The 26,264-nt window shown below is 62.8% G+C and carries 21 protein-coding genes, 1 tRNA gene and 1 pseudogene; 15 read left to right on the top strand and 8 right to left on the bottom strand.

Features of this window, described 5'->3' with window-relative positions; all coding sequences use genetic code 11:
* Nucleotides 1–111: 111 nt before the first annotated feature.
* Nucleotides 112–2,679, bottom strand: a complete 2,568-nt coding sequence (locus tag ACTIGF_RS03240) for a zinc-dependent metalloprotease (protein WP_439635507.1) — start codon at nt 2,677–2,679, stop codon at nt 112–114.
* Nucleotides 2,680–2,830: 151 nt separating this feature from the next.
* Here ACTIGF_RS03240 and ACTIGF_RS03235 point away from each other — a divergent pair, with 151 nt between their 5' ends.
* Entirely contained in the window at nt 2,831–3,724 is an 894-nt protein-coding gene (locus tag ACTIGF_RS03235) for a 23S rRNA (adenine(2030)-N(6))-methyltransferase RlmJ (RefSeq protein WP_439635506.1), read from the top strand.
* On the opposite strand, the gene ACTIGF_RS03230 is transcribed toward ACTIGF_RS03235, so the two are convergent.
* The 5 genes from ACTIGF_RS03230 to ACTIGF_RS03210 form a co-directional block, all read right to left on the bottom strand.
* Nucleotides 3,721–4,968, bottom strand: a complete 1,248-nt coding sequence (locus ACTIGF_RS03230; RefSeq protein WP_439635505.1) for a multidrug effflux MFS transporter — start codon at nt 4,966–4,968, stop codon at nt 3,721–3,723. The two genes, ACTIGF_RS03235 and ACTIGF_RS03230, sit on opposite strands and share 4 nt — an antisense overlap.
* A gap of 47 nt (nt 4,969–5,015) precedes the next feature.
* On the bottom strand, nt 5,016–5,891 hold the full coding sequence (locus ACTIGF_RS03225; protein WP_439635504.1) for an enoyl-CoA hydratase-related protein: 876 nt from the start codon (nt 5,889–5,891) through the stop codon (nt 5,016–5,018).
* Between the two features lie 73 nt (nt 5,892–5,964).
* The gene (gene ychF, locus ACTIGF_RS03220) at nt 5,965–7,062 is read right to left on the bottom strand and encodes a redox-regulated ATPase YchF (protein ID WP_439635503.1); all 1,098 of its coding nucleotides are present in this window, start codon (nt 7,060–7,062) and stop codon (nt 5,965–5,967) included.
* Nucleotides 7,063–7,162: 100 nt separating this feature from the next.
* Nucleotides 7,163–8,389, bottom strand: coding sequence for a methyl-accepting chemotaxis protein (locus ACTIGF_RS03215; RefSeq protein ID WP_439635502.1), 1,227 nt, complete (start codon nt 8,387–8,389; stop codon nt 7,163–7,165).
* A 117-nt stretch (nt 8,390–8,506) separates the two neighbouring features.
* Nucleotides 8,507–10,207, bottom strand: a complete 1,701-nt coding sequence (locus ACTIGF_RS03210; protein ID WP_439635501.1) for a methyl-accepting chemotaxis protein — start codon at nt 10,205–10,207, stop codon at nt 8,507–8,509.
* A 293-nt stretch (nt 10,208–10,500) separates the two neighbouring features.
* On the opposite strand from ACTIGF_RS03210, the gene mnmA reads away from it, so the two are divergent.
* Entirely contained in the window at nt 10,501–11,637 is a 1,137-nt protein-coding gene (gene mnmA, locus ACTIGF_RS03205; RefSeq protein ID WP_439636641.1) for a tRNA 2-thiouridine(34) synthase MnmA, read from the top strand.
* 66 nt (nt 11,638–11,703) lie between these two features.
* Here mnmA and ACTIGF_RS03200 read toward each other — a convergent pair.
* Nucleotides 11,704–12,072: pseudogene (locus tag ACTIGF_RS03200) on the bottom strand (CPBP family glutamic-type intramembrane protease); the annotation flags it as partial.
* Nucleotides 12,073–12,217: 145 nt separating this feature from the next.
* Here ACTIGF_RS03200 and ACTIGF_RS03195 point away from each other — a divergent pair.
* Nucleotides 12,218–13,405 (top strand): thiolase family protein, encoded by a 1,188-nt coding sequence (locus ACTIGF_RS03195; protein WP_022700236.1) that lies wholly within the window; start codon nt 12,218–12,220, stop codon nt 13,403–13,405.
* A gap of 55 nt (nt 13,406–13,460) precedes the next feature.
* Here ACTIGF_RS03195 and ACTIGF_RS03190 read toward each other — a convergent pair whose 3' ends face one another.
* Entirely contained in the window at nt 13,461–13,922 is a 462-nt protein-coding gene (locus ACTIGF_RS03190; protein WP_439635500.1) for a hypothetical protein, read from the bottom strand.
* A gap of 277 nt (nt 13,923–14,199) precedes the next feature.
* Between ACTIGF_RS03190 and ACTIGF_RS03185 the strand changes: the two genes are divergently transcribed.
* The 12 genes from ACTIGF_RS03185 (at nt 14,200) to ACTIGF_RS03130 (ending at nt 26,110) form a co-directional block, all read left to right on the top strand.
* Entirely contained in the window at nt 14,200–15,429 is a 1,230-nt protein-coding gene (locus tag ACTIGF_RS03185; protein ID WP_439635499.1) for a thiamine pyrophosphate-dependent enzyme, read from the top strand.
* A 3-nt stretch (nt 15,430–15,432) separates the two neighbouring features.
* Nucleotides 15,433–16,446: an alpha-ketoacid dehydrogenase subunit beta gene (locus ACTIGF_RS03180; protein ID WP_439635498.1), complete on the top strand. Its 1,014-nt coding sequence runs from the start codon at nt 15,433–15,435 to the stop codon at nt 16,444–16,446.
* A 2-nt stretch (nt 16,447–16,448) separates the two neighbouring features.
* On the top strand, nt 16,449–17,744 hold the full coding sequence (locus ACTIGF_RS03175) for a dihydrolipoamide acetyltransferase family protein (RefSeq protein WP_439635497.1): 1,296 nt from the start codon (nt 16,449–16,451) through the stop codon (nt 17,742–17,744).
* A 526-nt stretch (nt 17,745–18,270) separates the two neighbouring features.
* Nucleotides 18,271–18,720 carry a DUF4442 domain-containing protein gene (locus ACTIGF_RS03170; protein WP_439635496.1) on the top strand — a complete coding sequence of 150 codons (450 nt, stop codon included), beginning with the start codon at nt 18,271–18,273 and terminating at the stop codon, nt 18,718–18,720.
* Nucleotides 18,720–19,340, top strand: coding sequence for a TetR/AcrR family transcriptional regulator (locus tag ACTIGF_RS03165; protein WP_439635495.1), 621 nt, complete (start codon nt 18,720–18,722; stop codon nt 19,338–19,340). The genes ACTIGF_RS03170 and ACTIGF_RS03165 overlap by 1 nt, the downstream gene beginning before the upstream one ends.
* Before the next feature lie 42 nt (nt 19,341–19,382).
* Nucleotides 19,383–20,480, top strand: a complete 1,098-nt coding sequence (locus ACTIGF_RS03160; RefSeq protein WP_439635494.1) for a serine hydrolase domain-containing protein — start codon at nt 19,383–19,385, stop codon at nt 20,478–20,480.
* Nucleotides 20,481–20,537: 57 nt separating this feature from the next.
* On the top strand, nt 20,538–20,735 hold the full coding sequence (locus tag ACTIGF_RS03155; protein ID WP_439635493.1) for a hypothetical protein: 198 nt from the start codon (nt 20,538–20,540) through the stop codon (nt 20,733–20,735).
* 115 nt (nt 20,736–20,850) lie between these two features.
* Nucleotides 20,851–22,269 (top strand): dihydrolipoyl dehydrogenase, encoded by a 1,419-nt coding sequence (gene lpdA / locus ACTIGF_RS03150; RefSeq protein ID WP_439635492.1) that lies wholly within the window; start codon nt 20,851–20,853, stop codon nt 22,267–22,269.
* Between the two features lie 55 nt (nt 22,270–22,324).
* A complete protein-coding gene (locus ACTIGF_RS03145) occupies nt 22,325–23,299 on the top strand; it encodes a cation diffusion facilitator family transporter (protein ID WP_439635491.1) in 975 nt (324 codons plus the stop codon).
* 173 nt (nt 23,300–23,472) lie between these two features.
* Nucleotides 23,473–23,802, top strand: a complete 330-nt coding sequence (locus ACTIGF_RS03140; RefSeq protein WP_439635490.1) for an energy transducer TonB — start codon at nt 23,473–23,475, stop codon at nt 23,800–23,802.
* Between the two features lie 84 nt (nt 23,803–23,886).
* A complete protein-coding gene (locus ACTIGF_RS03135; protein ID WP_439635489.1) occupies nt 23,887–25,926 on the top strand; it encodes a methyl-accepting chemotaxis protein in 2,040 nt (679 codons plus the stop codon).
* Between the two features lie 107 nt (nt 25,927–26,033).
* Nucleotides 26,034–26,110 (top strand) — tRNA-Met (locus ACTIGF_RS03130).
* Nucleotides 26,111–26,264 lie beyond the last annotated feature (154 nt).

Genomic DNA, 26,264 nt, shown 5'->3' with positions numbered 1-26,264 from the left:
AATAGTACGTTGTGCGGTCTTGGCGCTTGTCAGGTCAAGTCCAGACATAACGCTGTCCACAAACGCAAACCGCCCCCGTCTTGCGGACGGGGGCGGCGGAACGCGTTGATCCTAGCCTTCGAAGGCGTTGATCAGAGTGCGCAAATGGGCTCGGTGCGCTTTGGCTTCGCGCGATCCCATCAGGTCGGGCATCCAGTCCGGGCCGACCCAGCCTTTGACGTCATGGATAGCGGCCAAGGCGGCGGAGCGCGCCACCGGCGAATAGTCGCCATCGCCGGCGATCGAGATCAGTCGGCGCAGATATTCCACCTGCAGATTCTGGCGATAGGTGTTCGGCTCACCGCGAATATCGGCGGCGTAGACCACTTGCGTCAGGTCTTGCAGATAGTCAGCGACCGGATACTCCCCGCCATACTGGCGCGCATCATTCATACGCTCGAGCATGTTGGGGTGCAGAAGGTGCGCCATGACGGCCCGTTGCTGGCTGAAGGCCCGGGCGTGCAGCGCCGGATCTTCATCTTCGCCGAAATGATCAAAGAAGCGCCGCTGACGCTGCAAATGATCAAGATAGGCTTCTTCCGCCGCAAAGGCGTCCGGTCCGAACAATGCCGCGTCGAGCACGTCCAGCGCCTGTTCCTGCTTTTCGCGGGACACCGGGATGAACGGGGTTTCAGCGCCTGGCTGGCCCACGACCGAGCGGTTGTTGTAGATCCCGCCCACATGGCGGCTGGCCACATTGGCGGCGCCGAAGCGCTGACCGGACAACACCAGATAGCTGGTCAGCAGGGGCTGATAGCTTTCCCCTTCAACCTCGAAGCGTTCCGGCAGGGTGCGCAGGGTCTCGTTGATCAGCTCCACGCGTTGGCCGGCCCAGCTCACCGGGTCGGACGACAGGTCATTGATCATCACGCGCGGGTCAGAGTGCATGCCCGGCGAGCGCAGATCGTCGGCGTCATTGCCGAACGCCAGCGCAGGATCGGTCGATTGCTCCAGAAGCGCGGGCAAAGCCGCCTCATCCGGGGTGTAGCCGTAGCTGATCGCCCAGATGTCATACGGTCCCGGCGTCTCCTGGGAATACTGCACGCTGGCGCCGTCTTCTGCAGGCAGGTTCAGCGCCGGGTAATCCATGATGGAGCCGGTCACCGTCTCGCCATTGGCCAGATCATCGAGCGAGATGGTGGAGGTCGCCCGCATATTGTGCATCAGACCCAGCGTATGGCCGATCTCGTGGATCACCAGATAGTGCAGGGACTGACGGATCAGTTCGTCCATCTCGACAGTGGACGCGCCTTGCGCCTGCAAGGCCGCGACGCCGGACAGGGTCTCCATCTGCAGATGTTCGGCGAAGTTGCACATCGCGCCATGGGCGTCGTGATCATGCTCGATGACGGGGTCGCCGGTCATCTCGGACAATTGCTCGGCCGGCAGCCACTGGCTCAGACCCGCCACGTCAAACAGCTCCGAATAGCGGATGCGGTTCGTCATGAAGACGTATTCCAGCATGATGTCCGCGCCCATGATCTCGCCGGTGCGCGGATTGGTGAAGCTGGGGCCATACCCGCCGAAAGGCGGTGTGGGCGACGACGTCCAGCGCAGCACATTGTAGCGAATGTCGCCGGCGTCCCAGTCTGCGTCATCCGGCTGGACCCGCACTTCCAAGGCATTGGAGAAGCCCGCGGCCTCAAAGGCGATATTCCATGTCAGAGCGGCGTCGCGAATGGTGTCGCGCAGCTCGACGGGCGTGGTGTTCTCGATCCACCACACAATCGGCTCGACCGGATCGGAGATCTCCGCGGTCGGGTCCTGTTTGACCAGACGCCAGCGATTGATCACATCGTCATAGGGCGTGACGCTGGTGTCGGTCAGATTTGTGATGCGCTGGCCGAAATAACCCACGCGGAAATCATCTGCGCGTGGCTCATAGCCCTCTTCGGGAAGGGCCAGGAAGCTGTGCTGCACCGTCACCGCCACAGCGCGCGCGTCGGTGATCTCGGCGCCGCCGCCATTGCGCGGGGAGTCCTCGGTGTAGACGTACTCGACGACCACATCGGTGTTCTCAGGATAGTTGCGAATGTCCAGAACGCGGGTGCGGTCACCGGACAGACGGCCCATCGAGAACGCGTCTTCGGCGCCGGGGCCACGCGGAGCGTTGGGTTTGATCTGGGAGAGATCTTCGCCGCTCAGAAGCGAGTCGATCTGCACCAGGAAGCGGTCCGGCGCGTCGTCTTCGCCTTCGGTTTCAGCCTCGATCTCAAGCACGGCCAGCGGCGCGCGAGTGATGTTGGCGCTGGAGGCGCGCGACAGGGCATTGTCAGGATCAAACGAGAAGCTGGTGTTCTCGGCGCTGATCTCGATCTCGCCGTAATGGCGGGAGAAGGTCAGAACGCGGTTGTCGCGGAACTGGCCGCGGAACAGGCCAGTGCGCGGCGCGCCATCTTCCGCATAGCTGAAATAGACGAACTCATCATCGAGCTGATCGGCGGCGATCTCCATATAGAGCGCGCCGTCTTCTGGATTGCGATAGAGCGGAAACAGACCGTCGATCGTTTCAAACTCTTCGGTGAACCCTTCGATGGTTTGCGCTTCGTCCTCATCGCCCTCGTCCTGGGCGAATGCGGGCGAACCCGCTGTTATGGCGGCTATGGCCGCCGTGAACCACAGGCTGCGAAACTGCGACATTTCCAAGCCCTCCCCTCTTGATTGCCGTACAAAGATGACAAACTAGGCTGGAGATGGGGCGAGAGCAAAGTCGTGATCGGTTACACTTTCGTCACGTTGTGCGCCGCCCGCATGCAAACCCGATCCGATCCAAGGCGCAAAGCGAGCCCTTATGAACTATCGTCACGCGTTCCACGCTGGTAATTTCGCCGATGTGCTCAAGCATCTGGTGCTCGCTCAATGCCTTGAGCATCTGGGCGACAAACCCAAACCCTATCGCGTGATCGACACCCATGCGGGTGTGGGCGCCTATGATCTGACGGGCGACGAGGCTCAGCGCAGCCCGGAATGGATGCAGGGGATCGGCCGTCTGATGAAGGCGGACATTCCTGCTGATCTGCGCGAATCGCTCGACCCGTATCTGAACGTGGTGCGGGCGATGAATCCCGGCGAGGCGCTGACCGCTTATCCCGGGTCGCCCGAAATCGCGGCCCGACTGGCGCGCGCGGAAGACCGCATTCATCTGTGCGAGCTTCACAAGGATGATAGCGTCACCCTGGACAAGCGCTATGCGCGTGACGCCCGGGTGAAAGTCCAGGCCATGGACGGCTATCGGGCTCTGCCGGGCCTCGTCCCGCCTCGGGAAAAGCGCGGACTGGTGATGATCGACCCGCCGTTCGAGCATCGTGACGAGATGGCGTTCATGGCGCAGGCGGCGAAGTCGGCCTTGGAGCGCTGGCCGACAGGCACCTTCATTTTCTGGCGGCCGCTGAAGGACTTATGGGCGCAAGAGCGCTTTGACGTCGGACTGGCGGAATGGCTGATCGCAGATCAGGGCCTTGAAGGCGAAAAACTGTTGCGCGCGGACATGTGGGTGCGCGAGCTGAAAGAAGACGGGCCGCTCGCTGGCGCTGGCGTCGTGGTGGTCAATCCTCCCTTCAAGCTCGAAGAACGCTTGCTGAAACTCTTGCCCTGGCTGACCGAGCTTCTGGCGCAGGATGAGGATGCAGGCTGGCGGCTCGACGGCTGCATCAATGATGACAGCCTGATGGTGGACGAATTCTAGGCGTCTGTCTCGTCACTGGTCTCTCCGACGCCGAACAGCTTGCCCTTTTCCGTCCACAACACCGTCAGCAGGGCCGCAGCGCCCAGCACCGTGAACCCCATGGTGATGGGCAGCACCGTGCCGTTATAGCCCTGGCCGATCACGGAGCCGAGCACGGCGCCGGCCATTGCGGTGGATGAGCCATAGAGCGCGGCGGTCGTCCCGGCGCGCTCGCCCGCCGGCTCCATGGCGAGGGCGGAGAAGTTCGCCCCGATCATGGAAAACAGCATCAGTGCGGCCATCAACAGTACGAAATAGACGATGAAGGGCGGCTGCCCGAACAGGGCCAGCGTCATGTTCACGCCGTTGACCAGCAAATAGGCGATCAAGGCGGAGTGCGAAATCCGCCGCATGCCCAGCCGACGCACGATCTTGGCGTTGACGATATTGGCGCCCGCCAGCCCGATTGCGATCACCGCGAAGGCGATGGGAAACCAGGCGCCCAGCTCATAAAGCTCGGCCAGCACCTGTTCGGATGTGGCGATGAAGGCGAAGAGGGCGCCCATGATGAAGCAGGACGCCGTCAGATAGCCCAGCGTGATCCGGTTGGAGGCGGCCAGCACGTAATTGCGCATCGCCGAGCCGAACCGCAGCGGGGTGCGTTTGTCGGGGTGCAGGGTTTCAGGCAGCCGGATCAGCATCCAGACCGACAGCGCCGCCGCCATCACGAACAGGAAGATGAAGATCACCCGCCAGCTGCCGCCGAACAGGATCAGCTGGCCGATGCTGGGGGCCAGGATGGGCGCGACTGTGAAGACGGTCATGGCGAACGACATGATCTCCGCCATCCGGCGTCCCGACACCAGATCGCGCACGATGGCCACCGCGATGACCCGCGTCGCCGCCGCCGCGACCCCTTGCAGGGCGCGCGCCGCCACCAATTGCCACAAGCCTTGGGAGCCCAGGCACAGGATCGTCGCCGCCAGATACGCCACCAGCGCGATCAGCAAGGTCCGGCGGCGGCCCAGTGAATCCGACAAAGGCCCGAAGCCCAGCTGGGCCAGTCCGAAGCCGAACACATAGGAGGTGATCACCAGCTGGCGGTCATTGCCCGGCGCGCCGAGCGCATTGCCCACTTCGGCCAGCGCCGGCAGCAAGATGTCGATGGACAGGGCGTTGAGCGCCATGAGGAAGCCGACCATGGCGATCAGCTCCCGCGTGGAGATTTGCGGACGGAGCGGGTCGGGAGAGGGCAGGTGCTGCAAGCGGGCCTCCTGGGCGCCGTCCCGACCGCGATAATTGGGGTTGGGGCTTAGTATTGCGGGTCCGTATCCCAGGGCCAGCCTGCTGGATAATCAGCGGGAACCTGACCGGGGAAGTTCGGGGTACGCTTCTCCAGGAAGCTTGTCACGCCCTCAGCCGCATCTGGCGACATGCCGCGATGAAGGATGGCGCGGCTTTCAAGCCGGTGCGCCTCCATGGGATGGCTCGCGCCCAGCATCCGCCAGAGCAGGCGGCGGTTCATGGCGACCGAAACCGGGGCCGTGTCTTTCACGAACAGGCGCGCCCGTTCCAGCGCCCGTTCCAGAACCGCTTCGGGCGTATCCTGAAGCTCGCTGACCAGTCCGCGCGCCAGCGCTTCCTCAGCCAGGAAGGTCCGGCCTGACAAACCCCAGTCCAGCGCGGCTTCGACGCCCACAAGGCGGGGCAGGAACCAGCTCGCGCAGCCATCCCAGGCGATGCCGCGCTTTGTGAAGGGCAGGGCGAATTTTGCGCCCGCCAGCGCCACGCGTGCGTCCATGGGCAGGATCATGGTGGCGCCGATGCCGACCGAGGCGCCGTTGATGGCGGCTACGACCGGTTTCTCGCTGTCAAAGATGCGCAGGTTCAGCCGTCCGCCGAAATCGCGCCATTGCGGGTCCGTGTCGACCAGCTCGCCTTCGGCCTGGGCTGTAGCGACGGCGTTGAAGGTCTCCGCGCCCAGCGACAGATCCGCCCCGGCGCAGAAGGCGCGGCCCTCGCCGGTGACGACCATGGCGCGCACGGAAGGATCAGCGTCCGAGCGATCAAACGCGTCCGCCATTTCCTCACCCATCTGGGTGGTGAAGGCGTTCATGGCGTCTGGACGTGAAAGGGTCAGGAGGCTGATGCCGTCCTGAGCCTCATAGCGAATGGTGGAATAGCTCATATCACTCCCCGAAAGTCTGTTTTTCGGAGAGCTTAAGCGCTTAACGCCCGGGCGTCAGCTGCTGTGTCGCGCTTTAGACGTTGAACTTGAAGAGCATGACGTCGCCATCCTGGACGACATACTCCTTGCCTTCCTGACGCAGCTTGCCGGCTTCGCGCGCGCCGCTTTCCCCGCCGTTGGAGACGTAATCGTCATAGGCGGTGGTTTCGGCCCGGATGAAGCCACGTTCAAAATCGCCATGGATGACGCCGGCGGCCTTGGGCGCGGTCCAGCCCTTGCGGATGGTCCAGGCGCGCGCTTCTTTCGGGCCGACGGTGAAATAGGTCTGAAGATCCAGCAGCGTGTAGCCCACATGGATCAGACGATCGAGGCCGGGCTCTTCAAGGCCGATCTCGGCGAGGTATTCCGCGCGTTCGTCATCGTCCAGCAGAGCCAGCTCGGATTCGATCTTGGCGGAGATCACCACGCAGGCTGCGCCGTCCTGAGCGGCGCGCTCTTCGACGACCTTGGAAAAGGCATTGCCGGTCCCCGCGGAGTCTTCGTCCACATTGGCGACGAACATGACAGGCTTGGAGGTCAGGAGCTGGAGCATTTTCCACTCCTTGGCCATGTCTTCAGGCACGTCCGCATTGCGGGCCGGGCGGCCTTCCTGCAGCTCGGCCAGGGCCAGATCCACCAGGGCGATGGTCGCTTTCGCGTCCTTGTCGCCGGACTTGGCTTTCTTCTCGAGATTGGCGCGGCGCTTTTCCAGGCTGTCCATGTCGGCGAGCATCAGCTCGGTCTCCACGGTCTCGAAATCGGCCAGCGGATCAATCTTGCCTGCGACGTGGGTGATGTCGCCGTCTTCAAAACAGCGCAGCACGTACAGAATCGCGTCGGTCTCGCGGATATTGGCCAGGAACTGGTTGCCGAGGCCCTCGCCCTGGGATGCGCCTTTGACGAGGCCGGCGATGTCCACAAAGTTCATCCGCGCCGGGATCACAGTGGCCGAACCGCCGATCTCGGCCAGCTTTTGCAGGCGCGGTTCGGGAACCGCCACTTCGCCCACATTGGGTTCAATGGTGCAGAAGGGATAGTTCGCCGCCTGGGCGGCCGCTGTCTGGGTCAGCGCGTTGAACAGGGTGGATTTGCCCACATTCGGCAGACCGACAATCCCGCATTTGAAACCCATGGCGCGCGCCTCTCTTCAGCTCAGCGTGTGTAGCGACTTTGGCGGGCCGTATAGGCCGAACGCGCAAATGAGGGAAGGGGGGCGGGCAGAGAGGGCGTTGCTATGCGGCGTTCACCGCCTCCAGAAACCCGTCGATCCGGTCAGACAGGTCGTTGGCGTTGGTGCGCAGCTGGTTGGCCATGTCTGCGATCTGATTGGCGGCCGCGACGGCGTTTGCTGCGCCTTGCATGACCTGGGCGCTGTCTTCATCCACGGCTTGGGTTTTCTGCGCGGCGGTTTGAGCCGTGCCTGAAATTTCCGCGACGGCGGCGGTCTGCTGTTCGACGGCGGAAGCGCTTTCCGCGGAGGCCGCGTCGATCTCGCTGATCTCCTCCACAATCGCAGCCGCCGTCTTGGACGCGTCCTGAACGCTGGCTTCAAAGCGGGAGATCCGCTCACCGATGGTCTCGGTCAGCTTGGTGGTCTGGGTGGCGAGGGCTTTCACCTCGCTGGCGACAACGGCGAACCCTTTACCGGCTTCACCGGCGCGGGCCGCCTCGATGGTGGCGTTGAGCGCCAGAAGATTGGTTTGCTCGGCCACGGCGTTGATGCCGGAAATGATCTCGACCATGTCCGTCAGCGCCGAGGCCATCTCGTTCATGCTGGCCTGGCTCTCCTGGGTGCGCTCGGCGGTGCGGCGGGTCAGGTTTGAGACGCGTTCGGCGGAGCCGCGCACTTCGTTGATCGAGACGTTGAGCTCTTCAGTGGCCGCCGCCATGGTCTGCACGCCATTGCTGGCCTCGCGCGCGGCTTCGTTCATGGAGGAGGAACGGGTCTTGCCGTCTTCAGCGGCGTTGCGGGAGGTTTCCGCGGCCTCGACCACTTGTTCTAACAGCGCTTCCACAGCGCGCAGGGTCTGGCCAGCGCCGGTCTTGAACGTCTCGATCTCAGCCTGCAGCGCCTGCGCTTTTTGCGCTTCGCTCTCTTTGCGCGACAGTTCGCCCGCCTGGGCGGTTTCCGCTGCATGCAGCTGTTCGGTCATGTGGTTGAGCGCCTTGGCGATCCGGCCAATCTCGTCCGCCCGGTTCTGAAAGGCGTTATCCGCGCTGCGATCGCCTTGCGCCACTGCGTCCATGCGTTTGGCCAGGTCGAGCATGGGTTTGAACATGCGCTGGATGACAGGCCAGGCGAGCGCCGCCGTAATCGCGCCTGCGATTGCGGTGGCCATCAAGAAACCCAGCCAGCCCGCGCCAAAGGCGGCGTAAAGCCCGGTTTTGAGCAAGACGCCGAAGGTCATCAGGCCGAGGAAGACGAGGATGAAACGAACGGAAAGCGGAAGGGAGGGCATGGCGCATCTCACAGTTTGCCTGTGTGTTGCTGATGCGGCCTGTTCGGTTAATCCCCCCCTAATGAGTGTGGAGAAAACCACACTGATTAGAGGGGAATAAGGTGAATATTCTTATGCTTAGGCTGAGCGCACCGAATGCAGGAACGCGTTGATCGTGGTCGACATGCTCGAAGCGTGACTCTCCAGCTCAGAGCAAAGCTTGGCGATCTGGTCGGCGTTGGCGACGGAGTCTTCAGCGCCTTGCATGACGGTGCTGGTTTCCTCATCGACGAGCCCGGTGCGTTCGGCGGCGGTCTGGGCGGAGCGGCTGATTTCGGAGACGGCGGCGGTTTGTTGCTCGACCGCCGAGGCGCTTTCCGCAGAGGCCTGATCAATCTGCATCATGGCGTCCGCCACGCTTTGCGTGGCCTGACCGGCGTCCTGGACCAGGGATTTGAAGTTCACGATCCGGGCGTTGATGGTCTCGGTCAGCTTGGTGGTTTGCTCCGCCAGCGCCTTGACCTCGCTGGCCACGACGGCAAAGCCCTTGCCCGCTTCACCGGCGCGCGCGGCCTCGATGGTGGCGTTCAGCGCCAAGAGGTTGGTTTGTTCGGCCACGGCGTCGATGCCGGCGATGATTTCGGTCATGTCGGTCAGGGAGTCGCTGATGTCTTCCATCTTGGACCGGCTTTGCTGGGTCTGGTCGGCGGACGCAGATGTCAGCTCCGCCACGCGCGCTGCAGACCCGCGCAGCTCGCCGATGGAGGCGTTCAGTTCTTCAGTTGAGGCGGCCATGGTCTGGACGCCCGCACTTGCGGCCTGGGCCGCCTGGCTGACCTTGGACAGACGGTCCCGGCTTTCGATGGAGGTCGCGCGGGTGGATTGAGCGGTTTGCTGCACGTCCTGCGCGGCTTTGGTGACGGTGCTCAGGACCTGATTGGCGGTGTGTTCGAACTTGGTGATTTCGTCAGACAGGGTTTTCGCCCGCCGCGCTTCCACCGCCTGATTGTCCATTTCCTTGCGGCGCAACTCTTCAGCTTCGCTCAACTTGGCGCACAGGCCGCGAACGGCGTTGGCGATGCGGCCGATCTCATCCGTGCGCTCGAGGAATTGATGGTTCGGCGCGTACTGGCCCGCCGCGACGTCATCAATGGTGCGCGTCACCACATTGATCGGCGCCAGAGCGCGTCGGCTGACCCAGAAGCCGACCCCGCCTGCAATCGCGAGGGAGATGAGCGCCAGCAGGCCCGTGATCATGAGAACCGTATTGCGCGTGGCGATGATCGCCGCTTTCTCCACGCCCACATACAAGATGCCGATGGTCTCGCCCTCGGGGGTGAAGACGGGCTGGTAGGCGGTGAAGTAATCCTTGCCCAGAATGGTCGCCTGGCCGCGGAAGCCGCGCCCCGCCATCATGGAATCGTAAACGGCGCCGGCGCCCAACGGGGTGCCTACGGCGCGATTGCCATCGGGTTTGACGATGTTGGTGGTGCGGCGGAAGAAGTCATTCTCGGCTTCAGACCAGATAAACAAGGTGGCGGTCTGGCCGGTCTGGCGGCCCACGGAGTCAATCATTTCGTGGGAGGTGAATTCGGGCAGGGCCGGCGCTTCAAGACGCGTGATCTCGCCATCGGCGTTATATCGAATGTCCAGTTCAGGCAGGCGTGTGGTTTGCAGCGTGGCGGCGGCGACCCGCAAATTCATTTCCTGCGCTTCAGAAGCCGAGCGTGAGATTGAATTGTTGATCACCCATCCGGCCGAGAAAGCTGTCAGAGCGATCCCGACGGCGACAAGTCCCAGAATAAGAGCGACCAGACGCGTAACCAGTGACGTGAACATATGGGTTCTCTCTTGATTTTAGAATGCCCTCTGAGGTGACTGGGTTTTGGCTAATAAAGTCTGAAGCACCGTCGCTCTGCGCCCGTCTGGATAGACATTGTGATCAGACTGACTGGCTTTATTGCCGCATTACTCTTATATGCAGGCACCTTTTGCTGTTCGTCGTCGGCCTTGACCCGGCGAGGGAGAGGATGATGACCACACTGATTTCCAACGCCCCGCGCCCTGGCGCGGGCGCCGTTTCCAATCCTGTTTCTGCTCCGGTGCTTGATACAGCGCGTGTTGACGCGTTGATGGACGCGTACGGGCTGACAGGCGAGTTCCTCAATCTGGGCGGCGAGCCCGCGGATCACCGCGTCGTCGCGGCCATGTCAGGCGGCGTGGACAGCTCGGTCGTGGCGGCCGTGCTGCATCGCGCGGGCTATCAGGTCGTGGGCATGACGCTGCAGCTGTATGATCATGGCGAGGCGGTCCACCGCAAAGGCGCGTGCTGCGCGGGTCAGGACATTCACGACGCGCGCCGCGTGGCCGAAGCCATGGGGTTCCCCCATTATGTACTCGACTATGAAACCCGGTTCCGTGAAGCGGTGATCGAGGATTTCGCCGACACCTATCTGGCCGGCTTCACCCCCATCCCCTGCGTGCGGTGCAATCAGTCTGTGAAGTTCGCGGACCTGCTGGCCACGTCCAAGCAGCTGGGCGCGGACTGTCTGGTCACGGGGCACTACATTCAGCGCACGATGAACGGGAACCGGCCCGAGCTGCGCCGCGCCGCAGATGCGGGCAAGGACCAGTCCTATTTCCTGTTCGCCACCACGGAAGAGCAGCTCGATTATCTGCGCTTCCCGTTGGGGCATCTGAACAAGGACCAGACCCGCGAGCTCGCCGCCGCCCTCGGCCTGACCGTGGCCGCCAAGCCCGACAGTCAGGATATCTGTTTCGTGCCCGATGGTGATTACGCTTCGGTGGTGGAGAAGGTGCGTCCAGGCGCCTCGCGCCCGGGCGAGATCGTGCATCTGGATGGCCGCGTGATGGGCCGGCACGAGGGCGTGTTGCGCTATACGGTGGGCCAGCGCCGCGGGCTTGGCATCGCCACAGGCGAGCCGCTGTATGTGGTGCGTCTGGATGCGGAGAACGCCCAGGTCATCGTGGGCCCGCGCGAGGCTTTGCAAGTGCGCAAGATCACGCTTCAGGATGTGAACTGGATCGGCGATGGCGATCTGAGCGAAGCCGATGGTCTGACCGTGGGCATCAAGGTGCGCTCCACCCGTCCGCCCAAATCAGCGGTTCTGGAAGTGGGCGAGGACGGTGTCTTCGTGCTGCTCGAACAGGGCGAAGAAGGCGTCGCGCCGGGTCAGGCGTGCGTGTTCTATTCCCACCCCGATCATGACCGGGTGCTGGGCGGCGGCTGGATCCGGGCGACGGGTTAACCCGTCCCCGCCTTCCAGCCGACCACCACCAGCCAGTGGACGATGACGGCGGGCAAGACTGCCTGAGCGGTGGGTGAGGGCGGTGCAGAGCGCGCCCAATAGGGCGACGAGGATCAGGAAAGCCGGGTCGGTGAAAACCTCCTGCGCCATGGGCAGGCCGAGCCAGACCTGAACCGGATGCCAGAGCACGAACACCGCCACTGACAGCAGGCTGCTGATCAGGGTCTGCAGCCATCCTTGAACAGGCGGCAACAGAATCCCGCGGAACACAAACTCTTCACCCAGAGCGGGAGTGAAGAAGGCGATGATCGCTAATATGAGAAATTGGTCCGGATTGATCCGCACCCCCGGCGCGTTCAAAGAAAAATGAATGGGGCTGATAAAGCGATGTATGATCCAGGCCAGACAGGCGAAAACGATTAATCCTGCAAGCATATCGGGCCCGTCGACCCATCTTGGGGGCCGTCTGAGCCCCCCTGCTGCGTATGCGAGCACTCTTGACGCGGTGCGAAACAAGGCCTTTCTCTCCTCTCAATGACCGGCCCGAGCCGGCCGAGATAAAACTATTAGGAGACGGACCATGAGTTCCGAAGATCCGATTGTCATCGTTGGCATGGCGCGCACCCCGATGGGCGGCCTGCTGGGAGAACTGGCGGGGATGTCCGCCAATGAGCTGGGCGCGGAAGCCGTCAAGGCCGCGCTCGCTGAAGCCGGCGTCGCCGGCGACGACGTGGACCTGATTTACATGGGCAATGTGCTCAGCGCCGGCCAGGGTCAGGCCCCGGCGCGCCAGGCGGCCATCAAGGGCGGTCTGCCCAAATCGGTCGAGGCGACCACGCTGAACAAGATGTGCGGCTCTGGCATGCAGGCCGCCATCATGGGCCGCGCCTCCATCGCGTCGGGCGACGCCTCGGTGATCGTGGCGGGCGGCATGGAATCCATGACCAATGCGCCGCACCTGATGCCGAACCATCGCACCGGCTTCAAATACGGCCATGACGTGATCAAGGACCACATGGCCCAGGACGGTCTGGAAGACGCGTATGAAGGCAACGCCATGGGCGTGTTCGCCGACATGATCGCGCGCGAGCACCAGTTCACCCGCGAAGACCAGGACGCCTATGCGCTGGAAACTCTGGCCCGCGCCATTCGCGCGACCGAAAAAGGCGATTTCAAGCGCGAAATCACCCCGGTGACCATCAAGAGCCGCAAGGGCGACGTGACGGTTGAAACCGACGAGCTTCCCCGCAAGGCGCGCCCGGAAAAAATCCCCAGCCTGAAGCCGGCCTTCGGCAAGGACGGCACGGTGACGGCGGCGAACGCCTCAGCCATCTCTGACGGCGCGGCTGCGCTGGTGATGATGCGCCAGAGCGAAGCCGAGCGCCGCGGCCTGAAGCCGCTGGCGAAGATCGTCGCCACCGCAGCCCACGCCCATGAGCCGGCCTACTTCACCACCGCGCCGGTTCCGGCCATGCGCAAGGTTCTGGAGAAGGCGGGCTGGACCAAGGACGATGTGGATCTGTGGGAGATCAACGAAGCCTTCGCCGTGGTGCCGATGATCGCCATGAAAGAGCTGGGCCTCAGCCATGATGTTGTGAACGTCAATGGCGGCGCTTGTGCGCTGGGTCACCCGATCGGCGCGTCCGGCGCACGGATCATGGTCACCCTGATCGCGGCTCTGGAAAGCCAGGGCAAGACCAAAGGCGTCGCCTCGCTGTGCATCGGCGGCGGTGAAGCCACGGCGGTCGCGATCGAACGCCTGAACTAATCGGTTTGAACGCCGTATGAAGAAGCCCCGGTCATCTGGCCGGGGCTTTTTTTGTTTAGTCCAGCAAGAAGACGTCGTCGTCTTCATCGCCGCCGTCAGCCGGCGGCGATGACAGGCCCGGCAAGGGGTCGGGCGTGTTTTTCGGCAACCCCACCGTCATCAGCGCGGCCTGCCAGTTCAGGCAATACTGCGATAGGGCGCCCGCTTTCTGAGCCGCTTGCGCGAGTTGCTGCGCCGCGTTGGCGCCGTGGGCATGCGCGATCCAGGCAATAGGCAAGCCATGCGGCGTATAGGCTTTCAATCCCTTTAGAAAGCCGACCCAGTCCTGTTGGGGGTCATAGCCTTCGAGCTTTCGAAAATCGAAGAGGGCGCCGCGGATATGCTCTTTTTCGACCCGCTTTTGCAGCTCTTGCAGATTGCCCATCGCGCCATGGACGGTCTCGATCCCGCCCACAGCGAGATACCAGATGCGAGGGCGTTGGGAGATCAACTGGTTTGCAAGATTCACACGCGTCATGTGGCTCAACCGTTTTGTCTGAACGCTCCAAGATTGCGCGCGGCGTAACTTATGATTTCTAAATCAAGTGGCTGGGGTATCGAGTTCGCCTTGTGATACGGCTTGGTGGATGCAGGAAATGGCTTCTGGCGGGGTCTGGTTTTCACCAGAAACAGAAGAATTATGACGCGCTGCAGCATGGCTTTGCTTGCCGCGCTTCGCTTGCCAAAACCGATTCTGAACGCTACCTCGCGGCCTGAAAAGCCTTGTATGGCTTGAAGAAACGTACGGACAAAGCATGTCGAACGGACAGACTCGTTTCCACGTTCCGACCCCGCCGTATCGGCCGGGGGACGAGCCCGACTTCGCCCATCTCGATCTTCAGAAAGCCGGCGAGGCGCCGCGCCCCGATCCCGCCGCGTCCTGGCAAGAGACCCGAGATCTGGCGACAGGGCTTGTCGGCGTTCTCGATCACAATCATCAGGCCGTCGGCGACTGGAATCCCGAGCTCAGCCCGGAAGTGCTGCGCGAGGGGCTGAGCCATATGGTGCTCACCCGGATCTATGACGAGCGCATGCTGAAGCTGCAGCGTCAGGGCAAGATGAGCTTCTATATGAAGTCCACAGGCGAGGAGGCGGTCGCCGTCGCCGCCGCCATGGCGCTGAAGCCCACCGACATGGTGTTCCCCAGCTACCGCCAGCAGGGCATCCTGTTTGCGCGCGGTCGCAACATCGTCGACATGATGTGCCATTGCATCTCCAACAGCCGCGACAATCTCAAGGGGCGTCAGCTGCCGGTGCACTACGCCTGGGCCGAGGGCAATTTCTTCACGATCTCGGGCAATCTGGGCACTCAATTCCCGCAAGCCGCCGGCTACGCCATGGCCTGCGCCTATAAGGGCGAAGACCAGATTGCGGCGAGCTGGATCGGTGACGGCACGACCGCGGAAGGCGATTTTCACGCCGGTCTGACCCTGGCGTCCACCTATCGCGCGCCGGTGATCTTCAACGTCGTGAATAACCAGTGGGCGATCTCGTCCAACCAGAACATCGCCCGCGGCGATGCGCCGACCTTTGCGGCGAAGGGGCTTGGTTATGGCCTGGCCTCGATCCGGGCGGACGGCAATGACTTCCTGGCTGTCTACGCCGCCACCCAATGGGCCGCCGAGCGGGCGCGTCAGGGCAAGGGCGCGACGGTGCTGGAGCTGTTCACCTATCGCGCCGATGCGCACTCCACCTCGGACGACCCGACCAAATACCGTCCCAAGACCGAGTTTGACCGCTGGCCGCTGGGCGATCCCATCGAGCGCCTGAAACAGCATCTGATCGGCAAGGGCGAGTGGGACGAGACCCGTCAGGCCAAGCTCGAAGAGCAGATGACCGCTCTGGTGGTGAAGTCCTACAAGGAAGCGGAAAGCCACGGCACGCTGCACGAAGGCCCGCTTTCGCCCACCGAAAGCATTTTCGAAGACGTCTACGCCAAGCCCGATTGGCGGCTGCGCCGTCAGCGCCAGGATCTGGGGGTTTAAGTCATGCCAGCGATGAACATCATTCAGGCGCTGAACTCCGCTATGGACGTGCTTTTAGAGCGTGATCCGGACGTCGTGGTCTTTGGTGAGGATGCAGGCTATTTCGGCGGCGTGTTCAAGGCGACCGACAAGCTGCAGGACAAATACGGTCTCGACCGGGTGTTCGACACCCCGATCAACGAGGCGGCCATCGCGGGCATGGCGGTCGGCATGGCGGCGAAGGGGCTCAAGCCCATCGCCGAGATCCAGTTCGCCGACTACATCTTTCCCGCCATCGACCAGATCATCTCCGAGATGAGCCGCATCCGCTATCGCTCGGCAGGTCAATTCACGGCTGGCTGCGTGGTGCGGTCGCCCTGGGGCGGCGGCATTCGCGGCGGCCAGACCCACTCGATGAGCCCGGAAGCGTTCTTCACCCATGTGCCCGGTCTTCAGGTGGTGGTTCCGTCCAATCCCTATGACGCCAAGGGCCTGCTGATCTCCGCGCTGGAAAGCGGCGATCCGGTGATCTTCTTTGAGCCCAAGCGGATCTATAACGGCCCGTTTGACGGCGTGCCGGACACGCCGCTGAAATCCTGGGCCAAGCACGCCAAGGGCGAGGTGCCCGAAGGTCATTACACCGTCGAGCTGGGCAAGGCCGAAGTGGTGCGCGAAGGCGAAGCCTGCACTGTCATCGCCTATGGCACGCTCGTTCATGTGGCCCAGGCCGCCGCCGAAGCGGCGGGCGTTGATGCCGAGATCATCGATCTCAAGACGCTCGTGCCCTATGATATCGAGACCATCGCCAAATCGGTGAACAAGACCGGCCGGGTCGTCGTCGCTCAGGAAGCGCCGCGCACGTCCGGGTTTGCAGCCGAGCTGGCCGCCCAGATCCAGGAAGAATGCTTCTATGCGCTGGAAGCGCCGATCTTCCGTCTGACCGGCTGGGACATTCCTTATCCGCACGCCCATGAATGGGCGTACTTCCCCACGCGCGACCGCTTTGCGCGCGCGATGAAGACCGTGACGGAGGCCTGAGCATGAGCGAATACAAGTACAAGCTCCCCGATGTGGGCGAAGGCGTCGTCGAGGCGGAAATCGTCGAATGGCACATCAAGGCCGGCGACAAGGTCACCGAAGACCAGCACATCCTGGATGTGATGACTGACAAGGCCACGGTCGAAATTCCGTGCGCGGTGAACGGCGTGGTGAAATCCATCGTCGGCGAGCCCGGTGAAGTGATCCCGGTCGGCACTGAAATCCTGATCATCGATGTGGACGGCGAAATCCCCGACGATATCGAGAACACGGCTGAGCCCGAGACCAAGGAGGCTCCGAAAGAAGAGCCCAAGGCCGAGACGCCGAAGGCTGAACCGAAACCTGAGCCCAAGCCTGAGCCGAAACCGGCGCCTGCGGCGGCGAAAACCGCCGCGCCTGCACGCTCCAACGGCGACCGCCCGCTCGCCAGTCCGGCGGTGCGTCAGCGCGCCCTGGAGGCTGATATTGATCTCGCCGATGTGCCTGGCACCGGTCCGGCTTGCCGCATCACCCATATCGATCTTGATGATTTCATCGCCGCCGGCGGTCGCTTCGTCTCCCGTGCGGAACGGGCGGGCGCGGGCAAGGCGCGGCGCATGGGCAAGGAAGACATCAAGGTCATCGGCCTGCGCCGCAAGATCGCCGAGAACATGGCGCACGCCAAGCGCACCATTCCGCACATCACCTATGTGGACGAGATCGACCTGACCGCGCTCGAAGACCTGCGCGCGCACATGAACGCCAGAAAGTCAGACGATCAGACCAAGCTGACCCTCATTCCGTTCCTGGTGATGGCGCTGACGAAAGCCTTGCCGAAATTCCCGCAGGCGAACGCGCATTTCGACACCGAAGGCTCTGTGCTGACCCAGCATGACGGCGTTCATTGCGGCATCGCCGCCGCCACGCCCAACGGGCTGATGGTGCCGGTGATCAAGCACGCCGAGAGCCTCGATATCTGGGAAGTCGCCGCCGAGGTGAAGCGTCTCGGCGACGCGGCCAAGGCTGGCAAGTGCACCAAGGACGAGCTGACCGGCTCGACCATCACCATCACCTCTCTGGGCGCCATCGGCGGCATCGTCACCACCCCGGTGATCAACCATCCCGAGACCGCCATTATCGGCGTGAACAAGATGCAGACCCTGCCGCGCTATGACCGCGAAGGCCGCGTCGTGCCGCGCAAGATCATGAACCTGTCCTCGAGCTTCGATCACCGCATTGTGGACGGCTATGAAGCCGCTCTTCTGGTGCAGGAGATGAAGGGCTATCTCGAAAACCCCGCGACCCTGTTCATGGATTAGGGCTTAGCCCCCTCCACAAGCTCAAAGCCCGGCACTCGCGCCGGGCTTTTTGTTTGCGAGTTGAAACCCCGGCCAAGCGCAGCGCCGAGCCGGAGGCCTGCGCCGGGAAAGAGAATGGGTGGATACCTCTCCCCTTGTCATCCCGGCTCAAGGCCGGGATGACGGTGTGCGTCATGGCAGGCGCTGCATAGGCCTCCGGATCAAGTCCGAAGGCCGAGAGATGTTCGTTCTATGGTCTCGGTCCTCGGGCTTGACCCAGGGACCCACTCAATCGCTCAGTTGCAGAAATAAGCTCGACATAGGCGAGCGTCCCTCTCCCCTTTTTGAGGGGAGAGGACAGGTGAGGGGTGAGCGGCGCCTGATCATGCAAGAGTGCCCCTCGATGAAGCGCACCCCCTCACCCGACCTCTCCCCCTTGTCCAAGGGGGAGAGGGGAAGCGCCGCAGCCTCAATTGCTCCCACTTCTCCCTTGCCTCCAGCACGCTTTACCTCCTAATGTCACCATTGGTGACATTAGGAGGGTTTGATGTCGATTTACGAGATGATCCGCGATCATATGGACAAGTCGGTGCCGTTTGCGACCGTGACGGGCGTGGAGCTGGTTGAGGTTTCGCCCGAGCGCGGCGTGGCGCGTCTCGCCAAAAGACCTGAGGTCGAAAACCACATCCAGACCATGCATGCGGGCGCCATGTTCACCCTGGGCGAGGCGGCGTCGGGTGCAGCGCTGGGCGGCGTGCTGGGCGATCAGCTGATGGCGGCTCGGCCCGTGGCGGCGGACGCCAGCATCAAATACCTCAAGACCGGCAAGACCGATCTGACCGCAACGGCGATCGCTAATTCTGACGCTGAAACCATCCGCAAGGAACTCGCAGACATCGGCAAGGTGGTGTTCGACATCAAGGTCGCGATCACCGACGCCGAGGATGTGACCGTCGCCGAAATGGTGGTGAACTGGCACGTCAAGAAAACGGGGTGATGGCGAAGGCGCGCAAATATCACCATGGCGAGGTGCGGGAAACGGCGGTAGGCGCAGCGCTCGACCTGATCGAAGCGGATGGGCCTGATGCGCTGACCATGCGAGCCCTAGCGAAGGCGGTGGGCGTCGATCATCGCGCGCTCTACCGCCATTATCCCGACCGGGACGCGGTGCTGGCCGAAGTCGCCGCCGAGGGCTATCGTCAGCTTCTCAGCATTCAGCTTGCCGGGTGCGTGGACGCTTCGAACCCGCTTCAGACCGCTTTTGAGGTCTATGTCCATTTCGCGCTCGACCGGCCACATCTGCACGCCTTGATGCTGACCCGGTCCCGTCAGGAGATGGACGCCCATGCTGCGCTAGGCGAGGCAGTGAAGGCCGAGCTTGACCAGCTGATGGTCTGGTCACGTCTGGCGCTCGGCGCCGGGCCGGGTGAGCGGGAGACGGATGCGCGTGATCTCGCCTTTGCGGCGCTGGCGGCGGCTTATGGTCTTTGCAGTCTCGCTTCAAGCGCATCGCTGGCGCCGCGCAGTCCTGAAGATCTCAGGCAGTTCGTTGCAGATCAGGTGCGCGGCGTTCTGGAAGGGCAGCTGTTGCGGCTTACGCCGAATTCACACCGGTAAGGCGATGTCTCTGATAGGCTTTCTCCAAATAGGAGGACGGTGATGATGAAACGGACTGTCTGGGCTGCAAGCCTCGCAATTCTGACCGGCGCCCTGGCGCAAGCTCAAACGCCCGCCGAGACCTTTGAAGACGGTTTGGCGGAGTACCGGCGCAGTCATCATATTCCCAGCCTCTCGGTTCTGGTCTTGCGGGACGGAGAGCCCGAAGTTGAAGCCTATCTTGGATGGTCGGATGACGAAGGCGAGGTCGCGACCGACGCTGACACCGCCTATTTCGTTGCGTCCGTAACGAAAACCGTCAGCGGAACCACTCTGTTTCTCGCCGATCAGGCGGGAGAGATTGATCTCGACCGTCCCATGTCGGACGCCGAGGACTGGCGCGACCTGTGCGAATGGTTCCCGGACTCAGATATTCCGCTCGCCGGCGGTGATGTGGACGGGGTGATGTTCCCGGACTTCACCTGTCAGGGGCAGACATTGCGTCAGGTCGTGAACATGCAGGTCAATGGCGAGCCGGGAACGGACTTTTATTACAATGCCCTGGTCTTCGCGCGGTTGGGCCGTTTTGTGGACGAGGCGCATGATCGCGATTTCCGCGCCCTCGTGCGCGGTTATGTGATCGACCCGCTTGAGATGACCGACACCATGGCGGGCTGGCGTGACACGCAGAACTTTCATGTGCTGAGCCATCTGGCGCCGCCTTTCGTGTTTGACGGAGAACGCCTGGTCAAACAGCCTTTTCCTGACGACGACTTCCGTGGCGCGGCCGGGCTTTATATGACGCCGCTCGACCTGGCGCGCTTTGACCGGGCGCTGGATGACGGCGCGCTCTTGACGCCCGAGCAGCGCGAGGCGCTGTGGACTCCGCCCAACAATGCCGACGGCACGCCGTCTGAATACGCCCATGGCTGGTTCTTGCAGGAGCATCACGGCGAGCGTCTGGTCTTTCATTCAGGCTGGCAACCAGACGCCTATTCCGCGATCTATCTGAAACTGCCCGATCGCGGGTTGACCCTGATCGCCTTCGCCAACACCGAAAGCCTGTGGTGGGGCAACCGCGCGGACCGGTCGGAAGTCGACCGCTCTGATCTGGTCCAGGCCTTCTTCGCAGCCTACGGGGTTGGCGAAGAGGCGCCCTGATCGGGAACGGTCGCGCCTGCATCCGCGTTCCTCTCTCAAGCAGGACAGGATGAGGCGATGAAAGCGTTTGGGATTTTTCTGGTGGGCGCTTTGCTCGCGATTGCAGGGCTGACCTGGGCGATGATCCAGCTGGGCATCCCCACAAGCTGGATTGTGATCGTAGTTCTGATCGTTTTCGGGATATCTGTCGCCAGCGGCGCCGGGCTGACCAAACCCTGGGCTGACAAGACCTCGGTCAACGTCCAGAAGGACTAATGTGTCCGGACCTTTTTAAGAAGACGGGGCAGGTTTCAGCCTGCCCCTTTTTTGTTGCGCGCCAAGCGTCTAAACCTCAGCCAAATCCCTCTCGGACCCAGCAGGAGTGTTACGCATGGCCCAGTCGAAAACATGTCAGGTTCTCGTCGTCGGCGGCGGTCCGGGCGGCTATCCCGCTGCGATCCGTGCGGGCCAGCTGGGGCTCGACACCATCATCGTGGACAAGCACGGCCTGGGGGGCACCTGCCTGAACCGCGGCTGCATTCCTTCGAAGGCGTTTATCCACGCCGCCTCCAAATATGAGGAGATGGTCCATCACGCCAAGAAAGACGAGATGGGACTGAAGGTCTCTGACCCGACCCTGGACATGGCGGGCGTGACGGCGTGGAAGGACGGCATCGTCTCAAAACTCACCAAGGGCGTCGGCCAGCTCATCAAGGCGGCCAAGGTCGAAGCGGTTTCCGGTTGGGCGACTTTCAAGAACGCCAAGACCTGTGTCGTCGAGATGGAAGACGGCGAGACCGTCGAGATTACGGCGGAGAACGTCATTCTCGCCACCGGCTCCAAGGAAACCGAGCTGCCCTTCATGACGTTTGGAGGCAATGTCATCGGCTCGACCGAGGCGCTGGAGCTGACCGAACGGCCTGAAAAGCTGGTCGTCGTGGGCGGAGGCTATATCGGCCTTGAGCTCGGGATCGCCTTCCGCAAGATGGGCTCCGAGGTTGCTGTGGTGGAAGCCGCGGACACCATTCTGCCCAGCTATGACAAGGAAATGATCCGTCCGGTCCAGATGTGGCTGAAGAAGAACAAGGTCGCGCTGCACACCGGCTGCAAGGCCAAGGGCGCGGTCGAGGAGGGCGGTCAGACCTATCTCGAGTTTGAAGACGCCAACGGCGAGACCCAGCGCATCGAGGCGGACAAGATCCTCGTCGCCGTCGGTCGCAAGCCGGTCACTGAAGGCTGGGGCCTTGAAAACATGGGCGTCGATATGGACGGCCCGTTCGTGAAGATCGATCATCAGTGCCGCACCGCCATGCGCGGCGTCTACGCCATTGGCGATCTGGTGGGTGAGCCGCTGCTGGCGCACAAGGCCACCAAGCAGGGCGAGCTGGTCGCCGAGATCATCGCCGGCCACAAGCGCGCCTATGACCCGGTCTCCGTCGCGGCGGTGTGCTTCACCGAGCCCGAGCTGGTCGGCGTGGGCCTGACGCCGGATGAAGCGAAAGCCAGGGGCGAGACCGTCATCACCGGCAAGTTCCCGCTGGCGGCTTCGGGCCGGGCGCTGACCATGGAGGGCGGCGCGGATGGCGGTTTCGTGCGCGTCACCGCGCGCGAAAGCGATCATGTGATCCTTGGCATTCACGCCGTCGGCAAGCATGTCTCCGAGCTCTCGGGCGAGTTCGCCCTGGCGCTGGAGATGGGCGCGACGCTGGAAGACGTAGCGGGGACCATCCACGTGCACCCGACCCTGACCGAAGGCTTCGCGGAAGGCGTGCTGACCGCGCTGGGCCATCCCATCCACATCTCGGCCTAGCCGAAACGTTATGTCATCGCTTTTCCCCGCCCGCCAAAGCGGGTAGGGGAGGATGATGACCGACGAACACACGACTTCCAACGCCCCGCATCATCACCGCCACGAGCATGACGACCACCATTCCCATGGTCATGGTCATGGTCATGGTCACTCTCATGCGCATCCGGTGGATGGACGCAATGAAAGCCGCACGCTGATCGCGGCCGCGTTGACTGGCGGCTTCATGCTGGCCGAGGTCATCGGCGGTCTTCTGACCGGGTCTCTGGCCTTGCTGGCGGACGCGGCGCACATGCTGACGGATTTCGCCGCATTGCTTCTGGCCTGGGGCGCGTTTCGCCTGTCGCGGCGGCCCGCCACTTCCAAGCGCTCTTACGGCTATGATCGCATGCAGATTCTGGCGGCGTTCGCCAACGGGGTGACGCTGTCCATTCTGGTGGTCTGGATCGTCTGCGAAGCGGTGATGCGCCTGTTTGATCCCAACGAGATTCAGGCGACCGGCATGGCGGTGATCGCGGTGCTCGGGCTGTTGGTCAATATCGTCGCCTTCGCCGTTTTGCATGGGGCGGACACCAGCAACCTCAATATTCGCGGGGCGTTGGCCCATGTGATGGGCGATCTGCTGGGGTCGGTCGCGGCGATCATTGCGGCGGGTGTGATCTGGTGGACAGGCTGGACGCCCATTGATCCGCTGTTATCGCTCTTGATCGCGGGCCTGATCGGCGTCTCCGCCTGGCGCCTTGTCCGCGACGCCGGACGGGTTCTTCTGGAAGCAGCGCCGGATCATATCGACCCTGAAGCGCTCCGCACGGATCTCATGGCGTCAACGCCGGGCGTGCTCGATATCCATCATGTTCATGTCTGGTCGCTGACGCCCGACCGGCCCATGGCCACACTTCACGCGCGAATTGAACCGGAGGCGGACGTCGCCCAGATCGTGCGTCGCCTCAAGGCCCGCCTGGCGGAGCAGTACAAACTGACCCATGCCACGATTGAAGTAGAGACGGGGTCTTGTGCGGACCAGACGCTCTAGACGCGCAATTTTACCGATTGTTAGTCATACCCCTTAAACGAAGATTCAGCCCTTTCTGTCACAAACCGTACCTGTCGATTGTCGGAAGAGCGGGCGACACGCTCAGACGACGACGTTTTGGGAAGACAACGGGCCTCAAAACGAGGACCCCTTTGCTAGGTTTGGGTGTGACTATGAAAAAGTTTGCTGGTGTTTTCGCTGCTGTGTCTCTGATCGCTGGTCTCGGCGCAGCTCCCGCTTATGCGTTCCAGGAGCCGGAACTGGTTCAGGCCGAAGCGCCGGAATTCCCGCGCGCTGCTCAGCGCCGCGAGATCGAAGGCCATGTGGTCGTGCGCTACAACGTCTCCGCTGACGGCGCCGTGTCTGATGTGGAAGTGGTCGAAGCGACCCCTGCCGGCGTGTTCGAGCGTTCCGTGATGCGCGCCCTTGAAAGCTGGCAGTACGCCACCGGCCCGGGCGCTGAAGGCGTCGAGCGCCGTTTCGACTTCAACTTCGGCGACTAAACCTTTTGTAAAGGCGGCGCAGTCAAATAATGGCTGCGCCGTTTTTGTGCGTTTGAATGAATTAACCTTAATTGGGGCTGATAGATGGCGATCTCGATCCATTCCGTTCAGACACGCCTGCTGGCCGCTTTCGCTGCAGTGATTATTATTACACTGGCGACCAGCGCTGCGGGCTTGTTTGCCTTCTCCAGTTCCAGGACTGCCCTCGACGCCATTGTTGAAGAATCCGCGCCCCGCGCCGCCGCCGCACAGCGGCTGGAAGCGGCGTCCGGCGCTCTGACGGGTGAGTTGGCGGCGTTCTCCCGCTCCCGCGACACCATCGACCAACAAGTGTCCGCCTCGCGGCTGGATGCGCTGACCCAGGAAGCGAGCGCCGCGATCGACGCCCTGCGCCAGGCGGGGCTGAGCACCGAGAACGCCAATGCGCTGAGCGAAGCGTTGAACGGATTGAGCGCGTCAGTGAATGACGCTTCCGGCCCGGTCGGCGCCAAGCTTGAAGCCAACGCAGCCCGTGAACGCGCCATGCGCGATGTGTTGCGTCAACGTGCGGCCGTGTCTGAAATGCTCGAAGGCGCGCTGGATGAAACCAGCGATGAGGGCGTCATCGAAACGCTTCTGCGCTCGTCCATGTCGGTCAATCTGGCCGCCGCGCGGTTCGCCGAGCTGAGCACGGCGAGCAGCGACAGTGAAGTCAGCAGCATTCAGGACGATTTCTACATCGCCGCCGATGATCTCAGCATCAACATGGCCATCCTTGGCGATGTGGCGACGCCCGAGCTGCGGGACGCCGTGGATACGCTCCTGGCCTATGCTGAAGGCCCGCAAGGCATGTTCAGCCTGCGCGAGACCGAGCTTGAGATGATCGACGAGACCGAAATGCTGGTCGAGGACGCACGCATCATGGACGCCGCGCTCGCCGAGCTGGTCACCGCGACCCGCGAAGGCGCGCTGAATGAGCAAGACGCCGCCAGCAATGCCGGTCTGAACGCCATGGCGTTCGGTTCGGCGCTGATGTGGGTGTTCGCCATCCTCTCCGTCGCGGTCGGCGGTGCGGTTGGTTACTTCTATGTCTCGCGCAATCTGCTGAATCGTCTGACCCGCATCGCTCGCGCCATGGCCACCCTCGCCAAGGGTGATCTGGGCAATGAGATCGAAGACGACTCCAAGGACGAGATTGGCGAGATGGCCAAGGCCGTGGCCGTGTTCCGCCAGAACGCCGTCGAGCGTCAGCGCCTGGAGCAGGAAAGCGAAGCCGAGCGGATCGCCCGCGAAGCCCGCGCCCAGAAGATCGAAGAGCTGGTGGCCCAGTTCGACGATGTCTCGCGCCGCGCGCTGGACGCCGTCGGCACCGCCGCGGAAGAAATGGAAAGCGCTGCGACCGCGCTCGACCATTCCTCGCGCAGCGCTGGCGAAACCACCGCACGTGTGAACTCGTCGGGCAGCCGCGCCGCTGAAAACGTGGACACCGTGGCCGCCGCCGCTGAAGAGATGACCGGCTCCATCGCCGAAATCGCCCAGCAGATCTCGCGCTCCACCGAGATCGCCCAGGACGCCGCCAATCGCGTGCAGGCGACCAATACGGACGTGTCCCAGCTGGATGAAGCCGCCGCTCGTATCGGTGACATCGTCAACCTGATCGAAGGCATCGCCGAGCAGACGAACCTTCTGGCGCTGAACGCTACCATCGAGGCGGCGCGCGCTGGTGAAGCCGGCAAGGGCTTTGCGGTTGTGGCCAGCGAGGTGAAAACCCTGGCTGAGCAAACCGCCAATGCGACCAAGTCCATCTCCGATCAGATCTCCGGCATTCAGGGCGCGACCAGCAAGACTGTGGGCGCCATCGAGAATATCGGCGAAGTGATCTCTGAGATGAACAACATCTCCGCCGCTATCGCGGCCGCCATGGAAGAGCAGCGCGCTGCAGCGTCCGAGATCACTCGCGCCGCCCACGAAGCCGCGTCGGGCACCCGCGAAGTGTCTGAATCCATCGGCCAGGTGGACGCCGCCGCCTCTGAAACCGGCCAGTGCGCCGCCCAGGTGAACGCCGCCAGCCACGCCCTGACCGAAGAATCCACCGGCCTGCGCAAAGCGGTCGGCGAGTTCCTCTCCTCGGTCCGTGCGGCCTAACTGATTTATGTGACGCCGCATCAGCGCGGGCCCCTTGCAAGGCGGCCCGCGCGCGGTTATACGCCTCCCTCCGGTTCGCAGCCGACCCAGTTGCGAACATACGGTTTGGCTGGGTAGCTCAGCTGGTTAGAGCGCACGACTCATAATCGTGAGGTCGGGAGTTCAAGTCTCCCCCCCGCCACCACTTCTCTTCCTTAAGTTCAATTTGCATCAACGTCCCAACGGGACGTTTTTCTGCGTTTGGGCATCAGATCTACCGAGTCCACCCCCTACCTGCGGCAGAGCAGCGCGGGGCGGTGACAAGTCTCTCACACTTATCTATTTTGATAAGTGTTCAG

Source organism: Oceanicaulis sp. (assembly GCF_051859625.1).
Classification (GTDB): Bacteria; Pseudomonadota; Alphaproteobacteria; order Caulobacterales; family Maricaulaceae; genus Oceanicaulis.
This window is presented reverse-complemented; position numbering and strand designations above follow the sequence as displayed.

Bases quoted from the DNA above. Each gene is read 5' to 3' on its own strand.
- ACTIGF_RS03160 (WP_439635494.1), top strand. From the start codon at position 19,383: ATGATGAAACGGACTGTCTGGGCTGCAAGCCTCGCAATTCTGACCGGC.
- ACTIGF_RS03145 (WP_439635491.1), top strand. From the start codon at position 22,325: ATGACCGACGAACACACGACTTCCAACGCCCCGCATCATCACCGCCAC.
- ACTIGF_RS03165 (WP_439635495.1), top strand. From the start codon at position 18,720: ATGGCGAAGGCGCGCAAATATCACCATGGCGAGGTGCGGGAAACGGCG.
- ACTIGF_RS03235 (WP_439635506.1), top strand. From the start codon at position 2,831: ATGAACTATCGTCACGCGTTCCACGCTGGTAATTTCGCCGATGTGCTC.
- ACTIGF_RS03175 (WP_439635497.1), top strand. From the start codon at position 16,449: ATGAGCGAATACAAGTACAAGCTCCCCGATGTGGGCGAAGGCGTCGTC.
- ACTIGF_RS03135 (WP_439635489.1), top strand. From the start codon at position 23,887: ATGGCGATCTCGATCCATTCCGTTCAGACACGCCTGCTGGCCGCTTTC.
- ACTIGF_RS03155 (WP_439635493.1), top strand. From the start codon at position 20,538: ATGAAAGCGTTTGGGATTTTTCTGGTGGGCGCTTTGCTCGCGATTGCA.
- ACTIGF_RS03210 (WP_439635501.1), bottom strand. From the start codon at position 10,207: ATGTTCACGTCACTGGTTACGCGTCTGGTCGCTCTTATTCTGGGACTT.
- ACTIGF_RS03180 (WP_439635498.1), top strand. From the start codon at position 15,433: ATGCCAGCGATGAACATCATTCAGGCGCTGAACTCCGCTATGGACGTG.
- ACTIGF_RS03140 (WP_439635490.1), top strand. From the start codon at position 23,473: ATGAAAAAGTTTGCTGGTGTTTTCGCTGCTGTGTCTCTGATCGCTGGT.
- ACTIGF_RS03240 (WP_439635507.1), bottom strand. From the start codon at position 2,679: ATGTCGCAGTTTCGCAGCCTGTGGTTCACGGCGGCCATAGCCGCCATA.
- ychF (WP_439635503.1), bottom strand. From the start codon at position 7,062: ATGGGTTTCAAATGCGGGATTGTCGGTCTGCCGAATGTGGGCAAATCC.
- ACTIGF_RS03215 (WP_439635502.1), bottom strand. From the start codon at position 8,389: ATGCCCTCCCTTCCGCTTTCCGTTCGTTTCATCCTCGTCTTCCTCGGC.
- ACTIGF_RS03195 (WP_022700236.1), top strand. From the start codon at position 12,218: ATGAGTTCCGAAGATCCGATTGTCATCGTTGGCATGGCGCGCACCCCG.
- ACTIGF_RS03190 (WP_439635500.1), bottom strand. From the start codon at position 13,922: ATGACGCGTGTGAATCTTGCAAACCAGTTGATCTCCCAACGCCCTCGC.
- mnmA (WP_439636641.1), top strand. From the start codon at position 10,501: ATGGACGCGTACGGGCTGACAGGCGAGTTCCTCAATCTGGGCGGCGAG.
- lpdA (WP_439635492.1), top strand. From the start codon at position 20,851: ATGGCCCAGTCGAAAACATGTCAGGTTCTCGTCGTCGGCGGCGGTCCG.
- ACTIGF_RS03225 (WP_439635504.1), bottom strand. From the start codon at position 5,891: ATGAGCTATTCCACCATTCGCTATGAGGCTCAGGACGGCATCAGCCTC.
- ACTIGF_RS03185 (WP_439635499.1), top strand. From the start codon at position 14,200: ATGTCGAACGGACAGACTCGTTTCCACGTTCCGACCCCGCCGTATCGG.
- ACTIGF_RS03170 (WP_439635496.1), top strand. From the start codon at position 18,271: ATGTCGATTTACGAGATGATCCGCGATCATATGGACAAGTCGGTGCCG.